Annotated in this window: 18 protein-coding genes and 2 tRNA genes; 8 read left to right on the top strand and 12 right to left on the bottom strand. The window is 66.6% G+C overall.

What is annotated here, in order from left to right:
* Positions 1-34 precede the first annotated feature (34 nt).
* Both ABRP18_RS09200 and ABRP18_RS09195 read left to right on the top strand, forming a co-directional pair.
* A complete protein-coding gene (locus tag ABRP18_RS09200) occupies positions 35-352 on the top strand; it encodes a hypothetical protein (protein ID WP_046747046.1) in 318 nt (105 codons plus the stop codon).
* Positions 336-917, top strand: coding sequence for a hypothetical protein (locus ABRP18_RS09195; RefSeq protein ID WP_082738362.1), 582 nt, complete (start codon positions 336-338; stop codon positions 915-917). Before ABRP18_RS09200 ends, ABRP18_RS09195 begins: the two co-directional genes overlap by 17 nt.
* On the opposite strand, the gene ABRP18_RS09190 is transcribed toward ABRP18_RS09195, so the two are convergent.
* The 6 genes from ABRP18_RS09190 to orn all read right to left on the bottom strand — a co-directional run bounded on the left by ABRP18_RS09190 (position 918) and on the right by orn (position 3,534).
* On the bottom strand, positions 918-1,415 hold the full coding sequence (locus ABRP18_RS09190) for a DUF2017 family protein (RefSeq protein WP_193761796.1): 498 nt from the start codon (positions 1,413-1,415) through the stop codon (positions 918-920).
* Complete coding sequence (clpS, locus tag ABRP18_RS09185; RefSeq protein WP_046747044.1) at positions 1,412-1,708, bottom strand: ATP-dependent Clp protease adapter ClpS; 297 nt, start codon at positions 1,706-1,708, stop codon at positions 1,412-1,414. Before clpS ends, ABRP18_RS09190 begins: the two co-directional genes overlap by 4 nt.
* On the bottom strand, positions 1,705-2,052 hold the full coding sequence (locus tag ABRP18_RS09180; protein ID WP_046747043.1) for a metallopeptidase family protein: 348 nt from the start codon (positions 2,050-2,052) through the stop codon (positions 1,705-1,707). Before ABRP18_RS09180 ends, clpS begins: the two co-directional genes overlap by 4 nt.
* Before the next feature lie 26 nt (positions 2,053-2,078).
* Positions 2,079-2,708, bottom strand: a complete 630-nt coding sequence (locus ABRP18_RS09175) for a LysE family transporter (protein WP_349884522.1) — start codon at positions 2,706-2,708, stop codon at positions 2,079-2,081.
* Positions 2,709-2,797: 89 nt separating this feature from the next.
* A tRNA-His gene (locus ABRP18_RS09170) sits at positions 2,798-2,872 on the bottom strand.
* Between the two features lie 35 nt (positions 2,873-2,907).
* Complete coding sequence (gene orn / locus ABRP18_RS09165) at positions 2,908-3,534, bottom strand: oligoribonuclease (protein ID WP_113681940.1); 627 nt, start codon at positions 3,532-3,534, stop codon at positions 2,908-2,910.
* Positions 3,535-3,621: 87 nt separating this feature from the next.
* On the opposite strand from orn, the gene ABRP18_RS09160 reads away from it, so the two are divergent.
* A tRNA-Arg gene (locus tag ABRP18_RS09160) sits at positions 3,622-3,697 on the top strand.
* Positions 3,698-3,752: 55 nt separating this feature from the next.
* Here ABRP18_RS09160 and ABRP18_RS09155 read toward each other — a convergent pair.
* The gene (locus tag ABRP18_RS09155; protein ID WP_052748636.1) at positions 3,753-4,022 is read right to left on the bottom strand and encodes a hypothetical protein; all 270 of its coding nucleotides are present in this window, start codon (positions 4,020-4,022) and stop codon (positions 3,753-3,755) included.
* 205 nt (positions 4,023-4,227) lie between these two features.
* Here ABRP18_RS09155 and ABRP18_RS09150 point away from each other — a divergent pair, with 205 nt between their 5' ends.
* The 4 genes from ABRP18_RS09150 to ABRP18_RS09135 all read left to right on the top strand — a co-directional run bounded on the left by ABRP18_RS09150 (position 4,228) and on the right by ABRP18_RS09135 (position 7,562).
* Positions 4,228-4,734, top strand: a complete 507-nt coding sequence (locus ABRP18_RS09150) for a single-stranded DNA-binding protein (RefSeq protein ID WP_179516019.1) — start codon at positions 4,228-4,230, stop codon at positions 4,732-4,734.
* Between the two features lie 94 nt (positions 4,735-4,828).
* The gene (locus tag ABRP18_RS09145) at positions 4,829-5,326 is read left to right on the top strand and encodes a hypothetical protein (RefSeq protein ID WP_058631141.1); all 498 of its coding nucleotides are present in this window, start codon (positions 4,829-4,831) and stop codon (positions 5,324-5,326) included.
* 63 nt (positions 5,327-5,389) lie between these two features.
* The gene (gene ettA, locus ABRP18_RS09140; protein WP_046747038.1) at positions 5,390-7,069 is read left to right on the top strand and encodes an energy-dependent translational throttle protein EttA; all 1,680 of its coding nucleotides are present in this window, start codon (positions 5,390-5,392) and stop codon (positions 7,067-7,069) included.
* A 7-nt stretch (positions 7,070-7,076) separates the two neighbouring features.
* Entirely contained in the window at positions 7,077-7,562 is a 486-nt protein-coding gene (locus ABRP18_RS09135; protein WP_046747037.1) for a thioesterase family protein, read from the top strand.
* A 113-nt stretch (positions 7,563-7,675) separates the two neighbouring features.
* Here the strand turns inward: ABRP18_RS09135 and ABRP18_RS09130 are convergent, their stop codons facing one another.
* The gene (locus tag ABRP18_RS09130) at positions 7,676-8,566 is read right to left on the bottom strand and encodes an acyl-CoA thioesterase II (RefSeq protein ID WP_349884521.1); all 891 of its coding nucleotides are present in this window, start codon (positions 8,564-8,566) and stop codon (positions 7,676-7,678) included.
* Between the two features lie 50 nt (positions 8,567-8,616).
* Here ABRP18_RS09130 and ABRP18_RS09125 point away from each other — a divergent pair, with 50 nt between their 5' ends.
* Entirely contained in the window at positions 8,617-9,282 is a 666-nt protein-coding gene (locus ABRP18_RS09125; RefSeq protein ID WP_046747035.1) for a hypothetical protein, read from the top strand.
* Here ABRP18_RS09125 and ABRP18_RS09120 read toward each other — a convergent pair.
* The 4 genes from ABRP18_RS09120 to ABRP18_RS09105 all read right to left on the bottom strand — a co-directional run bounded on the left by ABRP18_RS09120 (position 9,213) and on the right by ABRP18_RS09105 (position 14,012).
* The gene (locus ABRP18_RS09120) at positions 9,213-10,712 is read right to left on the bottom strand and encodes a serine hydrolase domain-containing protein (RefSeq protein WP_349884520.1); all 1,500 of its coding nucleotides are present in this window, start codon (positions 10,710-10,712) and stop codon (positions 9,213-9,215) included. The genes ABRP18_RS09125 and ABRP18_RS09120 overlap by 70 nt on opposite strands.
* A 119-nt stretch (positions 10,713-10,831) precedes the next feature.
* Entirely contained in the window at positions 10,832-12,496 is a 1,665-nt protein-coding gene (locus tag ABRP18_RS09115; RefSeq protein ID WP_349884519.1) for an FAD-binding dehydrogenase, read from the bottom strand.
* Entirely contained in the window at positions 12,493-12,942 is a 450-nt protein-coding gene (locus tag ABRP18_RS09110) for a globin (RefSeq protein ID WP_141369589.1), read from the bottom strand. The genes ABRP18_RS09115 and ABRP18_RS09110 overlap by 4 nt, the downstream gene beginning before the upstream one ends.
* Positions 12,939-14,012, bottom strand: coding sequence for a mechanosensitive ion channel family protein (locus ABRP18_RS09105; RefSeq protein WP_058631146.1), 1,074 nt, complete (start codon positions 14,010-14,012; stop codon positions 12,939-12,941). The genes ABRP18_RS09110 and ABRP18_RS09105 overlap by 4 nt, the downstream gene beginning before the upstream one ends.
* Positions 14,013-14,121 lie beyond the last annotated feature (109 nt).

Genomic DNA, 14,121 nt, shown 5'->3' with positions numbered 1-14,121 from the left:
CGCACCGGCGCGGTTCCTGGACTAGCGTGGGGGTATGCCGAACATTGCACTGGAACTCGGAAAGCAGGCTGCGTCCTTCGGCGTGAAGAGCGCATACGGAGAACCACAGGACGTCGGTGGAGTGAGTATCACCCCGGTGGCGTTCACGTACTCCGGTTTCGGTGGCGGCAGCGGCGACGGCGGCGAGGGTGGCGGCGGCGGTGGCGTCTCCGTTCCGGTCGGCGTGTACGTGCGTCGCGAGGAGGGTCTGCGCTTCGAGCCCAACATCATCACGCTGCTCGTGGTCGCTGTCCCCTTCGTCTGGGTCGCCGGACGGGCGCTCACTCGCATCATCCGTGCCCTCAAGAAGTGACGATCCGGTCGCGGCTGCACTGGAGCACGCCGCGGCACTGATCGAGCAGGACGTCCGTGCCGTGGCCGCGGCGAACCCGGTCGTCCTCATCGACGGCGGCAGCGGGGCCGGCAAGTCCTCTCTCGCGGCATTGCTGGTGAGACGTTGGCCCGTGGTCGGGCACGTGCAGCTCATCGCCCTGGATTCCCTCTATCCGGGGTGGGACGGACTCGACGGCGGCGCGGAGCGCGCCCGCGAGTGGATCCTCGGTCCGCACGGACGCGGCTACATCGGCATCTGGCGCCGCTGGGATTGGGAAGAGCAGTCCGAGGCGGAGAGTCATGCCGTCGACCCCTCCCTCGGAATGATCATCGAGGGGAGCGGCATCCTTCGCCCCTCCACGGCGGGTCTCGCCGATGTCAGAGTCTGGGTGGAGTCGGGGGAAGCCTCGCGGAAGGCGCGCGCCCTCGCTCGCGACGGGGACACCTATCGCCCGCACTGGGACCGCTGGGCCGCGCAGGAACGCCGTCACATCGAGCGGGATGATCCTCGCTCCCTGGCGACGCGTATCGTCGAGGTTCCCTGACTACGCGCCCGACTCGGCTTCGTCTGCTGCCTGGATGAGAAGCTCCAGGCGATAGCCCAGCCAGTCGTACACGTCGTGACGTCTGTCCGACATCGCGTGCTGGTCCGTCGTGATCCCCAGACGATCAGCGATCACGAGGCGCAGGGCCGTCACGGTGCGGAGCCACGATTCCAGATCGCCCAGGGTGATGGAGAGGTCACGAGTGCGAACCGCTTCTGCATCCGTGAGGCCCGCAGTGGGGGCAGAGACCTCTTCAAGCGCAGCACGCATGCGACGCGCGTCCGCGAGGCGCCGATCGAGCAGATCCTTCCGCGTGCTCCCGGCGAAATCGGCAGCGGCGTCGGGGTCATCGGGATACGGGTTGGGCGCCAGGCGGTCGACGGCCGGGTCCTCGCCGTTCCGCGATTCACCGATGAGCTCGATGAAGTCGTCGAGCAGCATCGCCAGGTGATGCTCCTCGATGGCGCTGATCGTGACGGTGATGCGGTCTGAGGTCATGGGGAGGCTCTTCTGACCGTCGCCCAGAGGCCGTAGTCGTGCATCGCCTGCGCGTGGACCTCCATGGTCTCCCGGGGACCCGTGGCCACGATCGCGTGCCCGTCGTTGTGCACCGCGAGCATGAGCGCTGTCGCGTGGTCGAGCGAGTAGCCGAAGTACTTCCGGAAGACGCGGACGACGTAGCTCATGAGGTTCACCGGATCATTCCAGACGACGACCTGCCACGGCTCCAGAGGTGCGGCACTGAGTTCGATCGTCTCCTCGAGATCGGGGACTGCCGTGGGCATCGTCATGCCCAGCCCAACTCGTGCAGCTGCGCATCATCGATCCCGTAGAAGTGCGCGATCTCATGCACCAACGTCGTGTGGATCTCGTCGCGGAGTTCTTGCTCCGTCTCGCACTGCGCAAGATGCGGTTCGCGGTAGACGACGATGCGATCGGGGAGTTCGCCCATCCCGTACTGCGTCCGCTCCGTCAGCGCCAGTCCGTCATAGAGACCGAGCAGATCGAGGCTGCCGTCCTCCGGGCGGTCCTCCACCACGAACACCACGTTGTCGAGCCCTTCGACCATGTCGTCGGGGAGCAGATCGAGCTCGTCGATCACGAGCTCTTCGAAGGCGGCCGCATCCATGTCCATCCCCTCCAGCCTAGGGGCGACAGCCCTCAGTGGAGGAGAACGAGAATCGCGGCGACCGCTATGAAGAGCGTGCCGAAGACCGTGTTGAGCACTCGCTGTCCGCGCGCGGTTCGCGTGAGGCGACGGAACGGACGCGCGGCTGCTGCGAAGAACCCCCACATCACGATCACGTCCACCACGATCACGGTCGCGATGAGCGTGAGGTACTGGGGGAGCGGGGGCTGATCCAGTCTGACGAATTGGGGGATGAACGCAATGAAGAACACGATCGCCTTGGGATTGAGCAGGTTCACCCAGAAGCCGCGGCGGATCATCGACCACGGGCTCTCACGGGAGTCGACCGGAACGGGTGCGTCCTCGACCGCCACGGTCGGCTTCGTCAGGATCAGCCGGACGCCGAGAAACACGAGGTAGGCCGCTCCGGCGTAGCGGATCCCGTTGAAGAGAAGCTCCGAACGGGACACGAGGAGCCCGACTCCCGCGGCGACGACCGCCACATGGACGATCAGGGCGATCTGCTGCCCGACGATGCCCCAGATGGAACGACGCCATCCCTGATTCATCGCATTCGACATCGTGTTGATCGCGCCGGCCCCCGGCGTGAAGCTGATGACGACGGAAGCGGTCAGCAACGAGAACCAGACCGCGAGCGACACGTCGTCAGTCTAGGGCTTCGCGGGGGCGCATCATACGAGGCACAGATGCGAAGAAGGCCCGAACCTTGCGATTCGGGCCTTCTTCTGGAGGGTGAGTAACGGGACTCGAACCCGCGACATCCGGCACCACAAGCCAGCGCTCTACCAGCTGAGCTATACCCACCATGTGCCCACCGGAGCGGGCAACCATACGAGTCTATTACATGTTCGGAGTGAACTCCGACACCGTACGCGAAGCGATCTCGCGAGCCTCGTCGCTGGACGGACCCGGCTCATCGACGAACACGGCCTCCCGGTAGTAGCGGAGCTCCCTGATCGACTCCAGGATGTCAGCAAGGGCGCGGTGACCGCCGTCCTTCGGGGGAGCCTGGAAGAACACCCGCGGATACCAGCGGCGCGACAGCTCCTTGATGCTCGACACGTCGACGTTGCGGTAATGCAGCCACTGATCGACCTGGGGCATGTACTTTGCCAGGAACATCCTGTCCGTGCCGATCGTGTTGCCTGCCAGAGGAGCCTTCCGCTCGAGCGGAACGAAGCGCTTGATATAGGCGAGAGTCTGCGCCTCCGCCTCTTCGAGCGAGAGACCGCCTGCGATCTCGTCGATGAGCCCCGAGGTCTCGTGCATGTTCGTGACGAAGTCATTCATGTGATCGAGGGCCGCTTCGCTGGCTCTGATCACCACCTGGAACCCCGCATCGACGGGGTTGAGTTCGAAGTCGGTGATCACGACCGCAATCTCCACGAGTTCGTCGACTGCGAGATCGAGGCCCGTCATCTCGCAGTCGATCCATACGAGACGGTCGTTCTCGGACGCAGATACCATGTCGCCATCCTATCGACGGTCCCGACATCCCCGACCGGAACCGGCGTCATGATCGTTCGGCAGGAGCGCGATACTCTAGACGCGTGCGCCTCCGTAGCTCAGGGGATAGAGCAGGAGCCTTCTAATCTCTTGGTCGCAGGTTCGAATCCTGCCGGGGGCACCACGCAGCATCGAATCCCGGTGAGAGACGCGGAAGGGGACCGGCCTCCTGGCCGTCGTCAGGAAGCACGCAGAGCCGCGACCGCGTCGTCCACACGCCAGAACTCGCCGACGACGCGGAACACGCCCGTCGCGAGGTGCAGCCGTTCGGCGCGGTACCGAAGCCCCAGCGGATCGGCGACGATCCGGAGATGACCCAGGATGTGCTCCCGGCGATCCTGGACCCTCCAGAGGTGATCGGCAGCGCGGACCAGATGCTCGCGCGCAGAGGAGAGTCGAGGCGTGGCGAACGGGACGTCGGGTAGGGAGGTGGTCAGGTGGTCGGACATCGGTACTCCTTTCATGATTCGAAGATATGACCGACCACCGACATTCGCCGTCGCAGGTTCCGTCGCTGTCATCGGGGCTTTCTCTCCACCGTCCGCGCGATCTGCAATCTGTCCACCGGTTGCGTCTTCACCGCATCCGCGGCCCGAGGCTCCCGCGCAAGCTGGAGAAAGCCGGAAGAGACCCGGCGATCGAGAGGATACGAACATGATCGACACCCTGACCATCGTGGGACGAGTCGCCACCGACCCGGCGCAGACACAGACAGGCGGAGGGGTCCCTGTCACCAACTTCCGCCTTGCCACCACGCACCGTCGCTTCGATGCCGCGACGCAGACGTGGACGGATTCGGGCACCAACTGGTACTCGGTGGCGGCGTTCCGCCACCTCGGAGAGAACGCCAAGGCGTCGCTGCGCACGGGAGACAGCGTCATCGTGACGGGGCGTCTCAAGATCCGCAACTGGGAGAGCAACGGGAAGCACGGCACCAGTGTCGACATCGAGGCAGATGCGATCGGCCATGATCTGCGGTGGGGAACCACGGCGTATCGCCCGCAGCCGCGTCCGCAGACGGGTACTCCCGACACGTCGACCGAATCACCGGATACGCGTGTCTCCGAGGATGACGTCGATGCGCTGGGCTCGGGGAGCGATTCATCCGCGTTCGCACTCTCCTGGTCGGCACCGGACGTAGAGGTGGCCGGGAGCGCGTGACGGGCGCTGCCTCGGCGACGGCGCACGGCTGCGCGCGTGAACGGGGGCACGAGGACGGCGCAGGTGTGATGAGAAGGCGACGTAGACTCGGCACGTGCTTCGTCGATCGGTCCTTCCTCCGCCGCGCACAGCCGGTGCACTAGCCGCCGCCGCTGTCGTCGCCATGCTCCTCTCCGGCTGCACGCCGACCGCCGCACCGTCTCCCTCCGCCACGGCCTCCGCCTCACCGGACGCGGAATCGACGGCACCCGTCGGGCCCGTTCTCGTGCCGGATGGCAGCGCCGGCGACAATCTGCCGCTGTTCACCGCTACCGCGGAGGGCGTTTGGGCGACCGAGCAGCGCGGCGAAGGTCGGGCATACATCGACGCGCTGATCGGCGCAGGATTCGATCGCGATTCGATGCAGGTGACCCAGGACCTGACCACGGTGGGCAACCCGGCGGAGAGTCTGCAGTTCTCGGTCCGCTGGGGCAATGACGAGTGCCTCGTCGGCCAGGTCGGTCCTTCCACCGGTCAGGTCGTCACGGCGGTTCTCCCGCAGCTCGCGGAGGGGCGCTGTCTCGTCGGCACCACACGTCCGATCGACTGGTGAGATGCCAGGGGGCCGGTAGGCTGGAGTGTCGATCTTCGACGCCAACAGAAGGAGCGGTTTTCGGTGGCTGAGTACATCTACTCGATGGTTCGTGCGCGCAAGGCGGTGGGCGAGAAGCTCATCCTCGACGACGTGACCATGGCGTTCCTCCCCGGGGCCAAGATCGGCATGGTCGGTCCGAACGGCGCGGGTAAGTCGACCATCCTCAAGATCATGGCAGGACTCGACACCCCGTCGAACGGCGAGGCGAAGCTCTCCCCGGGCTTCACGGTCGGCATCCTGATGCAGGAACCTGAACTCGACGAGACCAAGACCGTTCTGGAGAACATCCAGGACGGGATCGCGATCAAGGCCAAGCTCGACCGGTTCAACGAGATCTCCGCTCTGATGGCGGATCCCGATGCCGACTTCGACGCTCTCCTCGCTGAGATGGGCTCGCTTCAGGAGGAGATCGACGCGGCAGACGGTTGGGACCTCGACTCGCAGCTCGAGCAGGCCATGGACGCCCTCCGCACCCCTCCGGGAGACGCGGCCATCGCACCCCTGTCGGGTGGAGAGAAGCGTCGTGTGGCGCTGGCGAAGCTGCTCCTCCAGAAGCCCGATCTGCTGCTGCTGGACGAGCCGACCAACCACCTCGACGCCGAGAGCGTGCTCTGGCTCGAGCAGCACCTCCAGGCATACAAGGGCGCCGTCATCGCCATCACCCACGACCGGTACTTCCTCGACCACGTGGCCGAGTGGATCGCCGAGGTCGACCGCGGCCGTCTGATCGGCTACGAGGGCAACTACTCGACGTACCTGGAGAAGAAGGGCGAACGCCTCGAGATCCAGGGCAAGAAGGACGCCAAGCTCGCCAAGCGCCTCAAGGAGGAGTTGGAGTGGGTGCGTTCCAGCGCGAAGGGTCGCCAGACCAAGTCGAAGGCGCGTCTCGCCCGATACGAGGAGATGGCTTCCGAGGCCGAGCGGACCAGGAAGCTTGACTTCGAGGAGATCCAGATTCCGGCGGGCCCGCGTCTCGGAAGCGTGGTCATCGAGGCCAAGAACCTGAAGAAGGGCTTCGACGGGCGCTCGCTCATCGATGGACTCAGCTTCAGCCTCCCGCCGAACGGCATCGTCGGCGTCATCGGGCCGAACGGTGTGGGAAAGACCACCCTGTTCAAGACCATCGTCGGGCTCGAGCCGCTCGACGGCGGAGACCTGAAGATCGGTGAGACGGTCAAGATCAGCTACGTCGACCAGTCCCGCTCCAACATCGACCCGAACAAGACGCTGTGGGAGGTCGTCTCCGACGGCCTCGACTACATCACGGTCGGCAAGACCGAGATCCCGTCGCGCGCCTACGTGTCGAAGTTCGGCTTCAAGGGCCCCGATCAGCAGAAGAAGGCCGGCGTGCTCTCCGGTGGTGAGCGCAACCGCCTCAACCTGGCGTTGACCCTCAAGGAGGGTGGCAACCTGCTTCTTCTCGACGAGCCCACGAACGACCTCGACGTCGAGACCCTGAGCTCGCTGGAGAACGCGCTGCTCGAGTTCCCCGGCTGCGCCGTGGTGATCACCCACGACCGGTGGTTCCTCGACCGCATCGCCACGCACATCCTCGCCTACGAAGGAACCGACGAGAAGCCGGACCAGTGGTATTGGTTCGAGGGCAACTTCGAGGCGTACGAGGAGAACAAGATCGAGCGTCTCGGAGCCGATGCCGCCAAGCCGCACCGCTCGACCCACCGCAAGCTGACGCGCGACTGACTCCGTCATGACCGCGACGCCGGGGCCCCGCCTGCACATCCCGATCCAGCTCCGCTGGGGCGATCTGGATGCGTTCAACCACGTCAACAACACCTCGATGCTGAAACTGCTCGAGGAGGCTCGCGTGCGAGCGTTCTGGCGTGCGGGCCCCGGCGAGGAGGCTCCATCGACGGCGGTGCTCGATTCGGGCATCGAAGAGGGGATCCTCACGCTGATCGCGCGCCAGGAGATCGAATACCTCGCGCCGGTGCCGTATCAGCGGCGACCGCTCGAGGTGCAGATGTGGTTCGGCAAGCTCGGCGGATCCAGCGTCGAGGTCTGCTACGAGGTACACAACGATCCGACGGCGGAACCTCGTCAGATCTACGCGCGCTCGACGGCGATCATCGTCCTGGTCGACGCGCAGACCGGTCGCCCGACCCGCCTGACCCAGGAGATGCGCGACGTCTGGGAGCCGTACGTCGGCGAATCGATCGAGTACACCCACCGCTGACACCGGCCGCGGTCCCGGTCGCAGCGCGCCTCGACCGAAGCTGCCAGCTCTTCAAGCCGGTCGGGCCAGTCAAACCCGGCAGACGCTTCAGCGCTGCTGGTCAGTGCTGCTCGTCAGTCCTGATCGTCAGGGAAGCGGATCATGATCTCCTGCGCGACGCTCGCCACGAACTCGCCGTCTCGGGTGAAGATCCGGCCGGTGGCGAGTCCCCGTCCGCCGCGCGCGTTCGGCGACTCCTGCACGTACAGGAGCCACTCGTCCACCCGCGCGGGCCGGTGCCACCACATCGCGTGATCGAGGCTCGCGACTTTGAGACCGGGAAGCGCCCAGTACACGCCGTGCGCCCGAAGGATGGACTCCTGGATCGTCATGTCGCTGAGGTAGGCGAGGGCTGCGCGATGCAGACGCGGGTCGTCGGGGAGCGGAGCCCGCAGGCGCATCCACACGGCCTGCTGCGGTATGCGCTCGTCGTCACTGGGCAGATATAACGGCGAGTCGACGTGACGGATGTCCGCTGCTCGCTCGCTCAGCATCCGGGCCGTCCCGCCGGGGAGCCCCTGCACGCGGGCCTCGTCCGGAGCCAGGTCTTCCGGTGCGGGAATGCCCTCCGGCATCGATGCCGCATGTTCGACACCGGGGTCCGCGTCCTGGAAGGAAGCGATCATCGAGAAGATCGGCACACCGTTCTGGTACGCCTGGGCACGGCGCGTCGAGAAGGAACGTCCGTCGTGGATGCGGTCCACAGAGATCGTGATGCCCTGGCTCGCGTCGCCGGGGCGCAGGAAGTAGCCGTGCATCGAGTGCGCAGCCCGATCCTCGGGGAGCGTGCGTTCGGCAGCCAGGAGCGCCTGAGCGAGGACCTGGCCACCGTAGATCCGTCCGCTCGGCATCGGGTGCGAAGAACCCGTGAAGATGTCCTCCGTGGTCCGTGCCTGCGTCGAATCGAGATCGAGCACCTCGAGCAGTCGCTCGACGGTCCGGGTGGCGTGCTCGTCCGTGCTCATCTGTTCCTCTCCGCGCCCCGAGGCGCCGCTCCGTTGGTAGTTTAGAACGCGTGCCGCATCACCTCCTCCTCGCCGACCCGGACACAGCGAAGGACGTCCTCACGTTCGTGGGACGCGCGTCACGGATCACGGACGAGGGAGTACGGTTGCAGGCGGGGAACGGTGTGCTCGCCCTCACGACCGCGGCGCTCGCTCCCCATGGACTCTTCGACCAGACACCGACGATCCTCGCGATGCGGATCGTGCACGCCGACCCCGAGCTCGAGTGCGACATCGTGGTCGACCAGCTTTCGCAGACCGATGAGCCGCAGCGGCTCGGTCTCCCGGAGACCGGGATGTCGCCCGCCTGGGCCGGGGTGGCTCCGCCCCGTGGCTCTTGGGAGCCCGTAGGGGAGCTCGACGCATCTGTGATCGCGCAGCGCGCGCAGTGGGGAATCTCCGCCGTCGCCCGCGGCGCAGCCCCGGGATCCGGCGAAGAGGCCGTACGCGCCCTGCGTGCGGCGATCTGGGGCGAACCCGACGAGGACCTCGACGGCCTCCCTCGGGGAATCGCCTTCGCTGCCGACGCGATGGGGTTCATCTCCGGTGAGGAGCAGGTCCGCGTGTCGAAGTCGGGGCGGTGGACACGTCTCGCCTTCCGACGTGGTCACGTGCTCTCGCGCGGTCCCGTCGCATCGGGTCTCACGAGCGTCCGGGACACCGGCTCCGCGGGCTGAGATCCTCCGGGCGCCCGCGAGTCCAACCGCAGCGCCACGATCCTGCTCACCAGCGCGCTTGTGCCACCCAGTACGAGCACGAGTCCTAGAGCGTCCAGGAGCGGGAACAGCCAGAGGTCGATCACCCAGTACTGCCAGTTGACGGATCCCCCGAGCAGCCCTGGCACCAGGGGGACGAAGAACCCCGCCACGATGACGAGCGCGAACGGAACGAGCCGGACACCGGCACGCGACCTCCCCTCTCCGCGCATCCGCCTGGCCCAACGCGGAGCCCTCAGCGCCGTGACGAGCAGAACGATCGACGCGAACGCTGTGACACCCAGGAGGATCCTGTTCGCGATATCCAGCGGATTCTCGTACGTCGCCGCGGACGCGTCGCCTTCGATCAGGTGACGCACCAGCTCGCCGGGGGAGCCCACCCCGTTCGTCAGCACCACGGCTGCGGTACCGGTGGTGGTGTCGAAGGCCATCGACCCGCCGAACGTCGCGAGAGTACCCCCGTGCGACAGGACGCCGGGCGCTGGTGCTCCGTCCGGACCGAGGTTCTGCCATCCCAGGGCATACGACACGGCGCCCGGTTGCACAGAATGCAGTTCCTCCCGCAGCACCGGATCCAGGATGTCCGCACCGACGTCACCCTGGTTGAAACCCAGCCATTGCACCATGTCGGAAAGCGTCGAGACCACACCACCGTTCCCGCCGCACCGGCCCGGCATCTCCGGCATGACATAGGCGACCCCGAGCACCACGGAGTAGCCGGGTGTGAGCCCGTCGACGCTCTGATCACAGGCGTCGACGCTTCGAGAGTCGAGCATCCCGAGCGGGGCGAAAAGCCGCTGACGGAGGAACTCGTCGAGGCTCTGCCCGGAGACGACCTCGACGATGCGGGCCGCGAGCGAGTAGTTCGTGTTGTGGTATTCGAAACGAGCACCCGGATCCGCGACGAGTCGTCGTCCTGTGAGTTCAGCCACCACCGCCCGCGTGTTGCGCGGCGCCGGCAGCGAGAACTCGTCGTTCGTCTGCAGCGAGAGCCCCGACGTATGAGACAAGAGCTGTCTGATCGTGATGTCCCGATGCCTGGGGTCGGCCATCGTGAATTCAGGGAGCCGCTCGACGACGAGGTCGTCGAGCGCCAGCGCTCCATCCTGCACGAGGAGCATGATCGCGGTCGCCGTGATCGACTTGCTCATCGACGCGATCCGGAACGGCGTCTGCGGAGTGATCGGGTCGCCCGCTCCGTCACGGCCGTGCACGATCAGGTCGACGTCACCATTCGAGATGACCGCTGCCGCGACCCCGGGCGTCGCGAACGCCTCGGCGTAGCTCCTGACCGCGCTTTCATGCGCCGTCGACGCATCGGCGGCGGCAGCGGAGAGCGTACCGCCGAGGATCGATGCCGAGACGAGACCGAGGATGCAGAGGATGCGCACGAGTCCACGGTAGGGAGCGGGACGCGACGACTCGAGACCCGCCGCCGCCGCTTCGGGTTACCCCGAACAAGCAGGATGGATGCCCCGAAGAGGTTCACCCGGAAAGCCCGGGACCGAGATCATCCGGCCAGAGCCGCAGCCCGTCCGGCGATGCGGCCGGAGAACAGACACCCGCCGAGGAACGTCCCCTCGAGCGCACGGTAGCCGTGCACTCCGCCACCGCCGAAACCGCTCGCCTCGCCACCGGCGTACAACCCGGGGATCGGCTCGCCGACCGCGTTCAGCGCGCGCCCATGGAGGTCGGTGTTGATGCCGCCGAGCGACTTGCGGGTGAGCACGTGCAGCTTCACCGCGACGAGCGGCCCCGCGGCCGGATCCTGAAGGCGATGCGGAGCCGCCGTTCGGATGAGCTTGTCGCCTCGATAGCTGCGCATGGAACGGAGCATGCCGATCTGCGCGTCCTTCGTGAAGTCGTTCTCCATCTCCCGATCGCGGGCGAGCACCTCGCGCCGCACGTTGTCGATGTCCAGCACCTCGCCGCCGGCGTGCCTCTGCATCTGCTCCAGCAGCGAATCGAGGTCGTTCTCCACGATGAAGTCCTCACCCTCGTCGAGGAACGCCTGCACCGGCCCTGTGGGCCCCTTCGCCAGGCGGGACTTCAACAGGAGGCCCACGTCCTTCCCGGTGAGGTCGGGGTTCTGCTCGCTTCCGGAGAGGGCGAATTCCTTCTCGACGATCTGGCGCGACGTGACGAACCAGGAGTGGTCGTGCCCGGTCGTGCGCAGATGAGCGAGAGTTCCGAGAGTGTCGAATCCGGGGAACAGCGGCACGGGCAGGCGAGTGCCGGTCGCGTCGAACCACAGCGAAGACGGCCCGGGGAGGATGCGGATCCCGTGCGACGGCCACACCGGATCCCAGTTGGCGATGCCTTCGACGTAGTGCCACATGCGATCGCCGTTGATCAGCCGGGCACCGGCGGCTTCGCTCACACCGTGCATCGAGCCGTCGACATACGCGGGCACCCCGGTGAGCATGTGCTCCGGTGCAGTGCCGAGGCGCGCGGGCCAAGCGGCGCGTACAAGGTCGTGGTTTCCACCGATGCCGCCCGACGAGACGATGGTCGCTGTCGCCGTGATCTCGAAATCGTCGACGACGTCGCGCGATGAAGGCTCACCGCGCTTCGACCCGCTCGTCGCGAGGATCTGCCCGCGTGCCCCGGTGACGGTTCCGTCGGTCACCAGCAGCTCGGAGACGCGGTGGCGGGGGAGCACGGTCAGGCGCCCCTCTCGCTCCCCTTGCTCGACAGCTGCGGCGAATGGCGCGACGATTCCCGGGCCGGTGCCCCACGTGATGTGGAAGCGGGGCACGGAGTTGCCAGGTCCGATAGCGCCGTAGCCGCCGCGCTCCGCCCAGCCGACGACGGGGAAGAAGCCGACCCCACGTTCACGGAGCCACGCGCGCTTCTCGCCGGCGGCGAACTGCAGGTACGCCTCGGCCCATCGCCGGGGCCACTCGTCTTCCGGGCGATCGAATCCGGCGTTGCCCAACCAGTCCTGGGTCGCCAGTTCCAACGAGTCCTTGATGCCGAGGCGCCGCTGCTCGGGGGAGTCGATGAAGAACAGCCCTCCGAACGACCACCAGGCCTGCCCACCGAGGTTCGTGCGCGGTTCCTGATCCACCAGGATGACACGCCGCCCGGCATCGAGCGCCTCGGCGGCGGCGACCAGGCCCGCCAACCCCCATCCGATCACCAGGACGTCTGCGGACAGGGGCGTTGTCGTCATGGGGTCTCCGTTGATTCCTGACGTGAGCGGGTCTCGAGCGTGGGCCGGCCGCCGGGTCCGGCGCCGATCCCGGAAGGTTCGCGTGTGTTCACCATGGCATAGGCCGCGCGCTCCAGGTAGTCCCACAGCGTGGTTTCGTGCAGGGGAGACAACTGCGCCTCGTCGAGCGCGGTGCGCATGTGACGAAGCCAACGGTCTCGCGCATCCGCATCGACGTGGAACGGCATGTGCCTCATGCGCAGACGCGGATGCCCGCGGGTCTCACCGTACGTCGTGGGGCCGCCCCAGTACTGCTCGAGGAACATCCGAAGACGGTCTTCGGCAGGGCCGAGGTCTTCCTCCGGGTACATCGGCTTCATGACGGGGTCCAGCGCGACCTCGCGGTAGAACACGGAGACGATCTTCCGGAAGGTCTCGTGCCCGCCGATCTCGTCGTAGAAGGTCACTTCTGGGTGCTCCCGTCGTCGTTCGGCTTCTTCCGCCGCCAGATACCTCGGTCGGGGACCACCGGCACGCCGGTCACCGCGTTCGGGCGCGTTCTGGGCGGGTTCGCACCGCGGACCCGCCGTGCACCGTCGAGCCCCGTCGGCACCACGTCGACCATGCGGGGCACCCCGATCTCCTTCTCGAGGAGGGCGGCACGCAGGCGGCGACGCAGCTCCTGGGCCACGTCGTCCTTGGCATTGGCCCTGGCCTTGATGACGATACGCACCACGAGCGCGTCTCCGTCGATGGACTCCAAGCCCCACAGCTCGGGCTTCTCGATGATGCGCGTACGCCACTTCGGGTCCTTCGACAGTCCCTGCGCGGTCTCGAGCATGATGTGCTCGACCTGTTCGAGGTCGGAGTCGGCCGGCACGCCGATGTCGATGATGGAGCGCGCCCACCCCTGCGACATGTTGCCGATCCGGGTCACCTCACCGTTGCGCACGTACCAGAGCGTGCCGTTGACGTCGCGCACCTGGGTGATGCGCACACTCACGTATTCGACCACACCGCTCGCGAGACCGAGATCCACCACATCGCCGATGCCGATCTGGTCCTCGGCCACGAGGAACATACCGTTGAGCACGTCCTTGACGATGTTCTGGGCGCCGAAACCGAGACCAGCGCCGACCGCAGCGGTCAGGAGGGTCAGCGAGCCGAGCAGACTCGAATCGAGCGCGTTCACGATCAGCACGATCGCGATCACGACCAGCATCACGTTCACGATGTTCTGCAGGATGGTGCCGAGCGTGCGTGTGCGCTGCACCAGGCGCATATCCGCGAGCGGAGAGCGCTCGAGTGCCTGAGTGTCGTCGACCGACGCCTTGTTCTTCGCGCTGTCGACGATGCGGTGCACCACACGTCGGATGACGAGCCGCAGGACGAGCCCGATCACGATGCAGCTGACGATGATGATGGCGACCGTCAGGGCATTCATGCCGACCTGGCCGAGCCAGGCGAGCAGCGCCTTCACCCAGTCGGGGAGGGGGATCTCCGCAGGCGGTTCGGTGACAGTGGAGGGAAGAATCATCACCTCCGATCCTAGCGAGCGGGCCTCTGTGCGGGCTGGGTGGAACCCCGCGTCAAAACGGAGACCATCCGGCCCGACCGCAGCGTGTCATTGGTGGACACACGGGGAT

It is taken from the genome of Microbacterium sp. WHRI 7836 (assembly GCF_040223885.2).
GTDB lineage: Bacteria > Actinomycetota > Actinomycetes > Actinomycetales > Microbacteriaceae > Microbacterium > Microbacterium oxydans.
The sequence above is the reverse complement of the archived record's forward strand: the minus strand, read 5'-3'. Positions and strand labels throughout refer to the sequence as shown.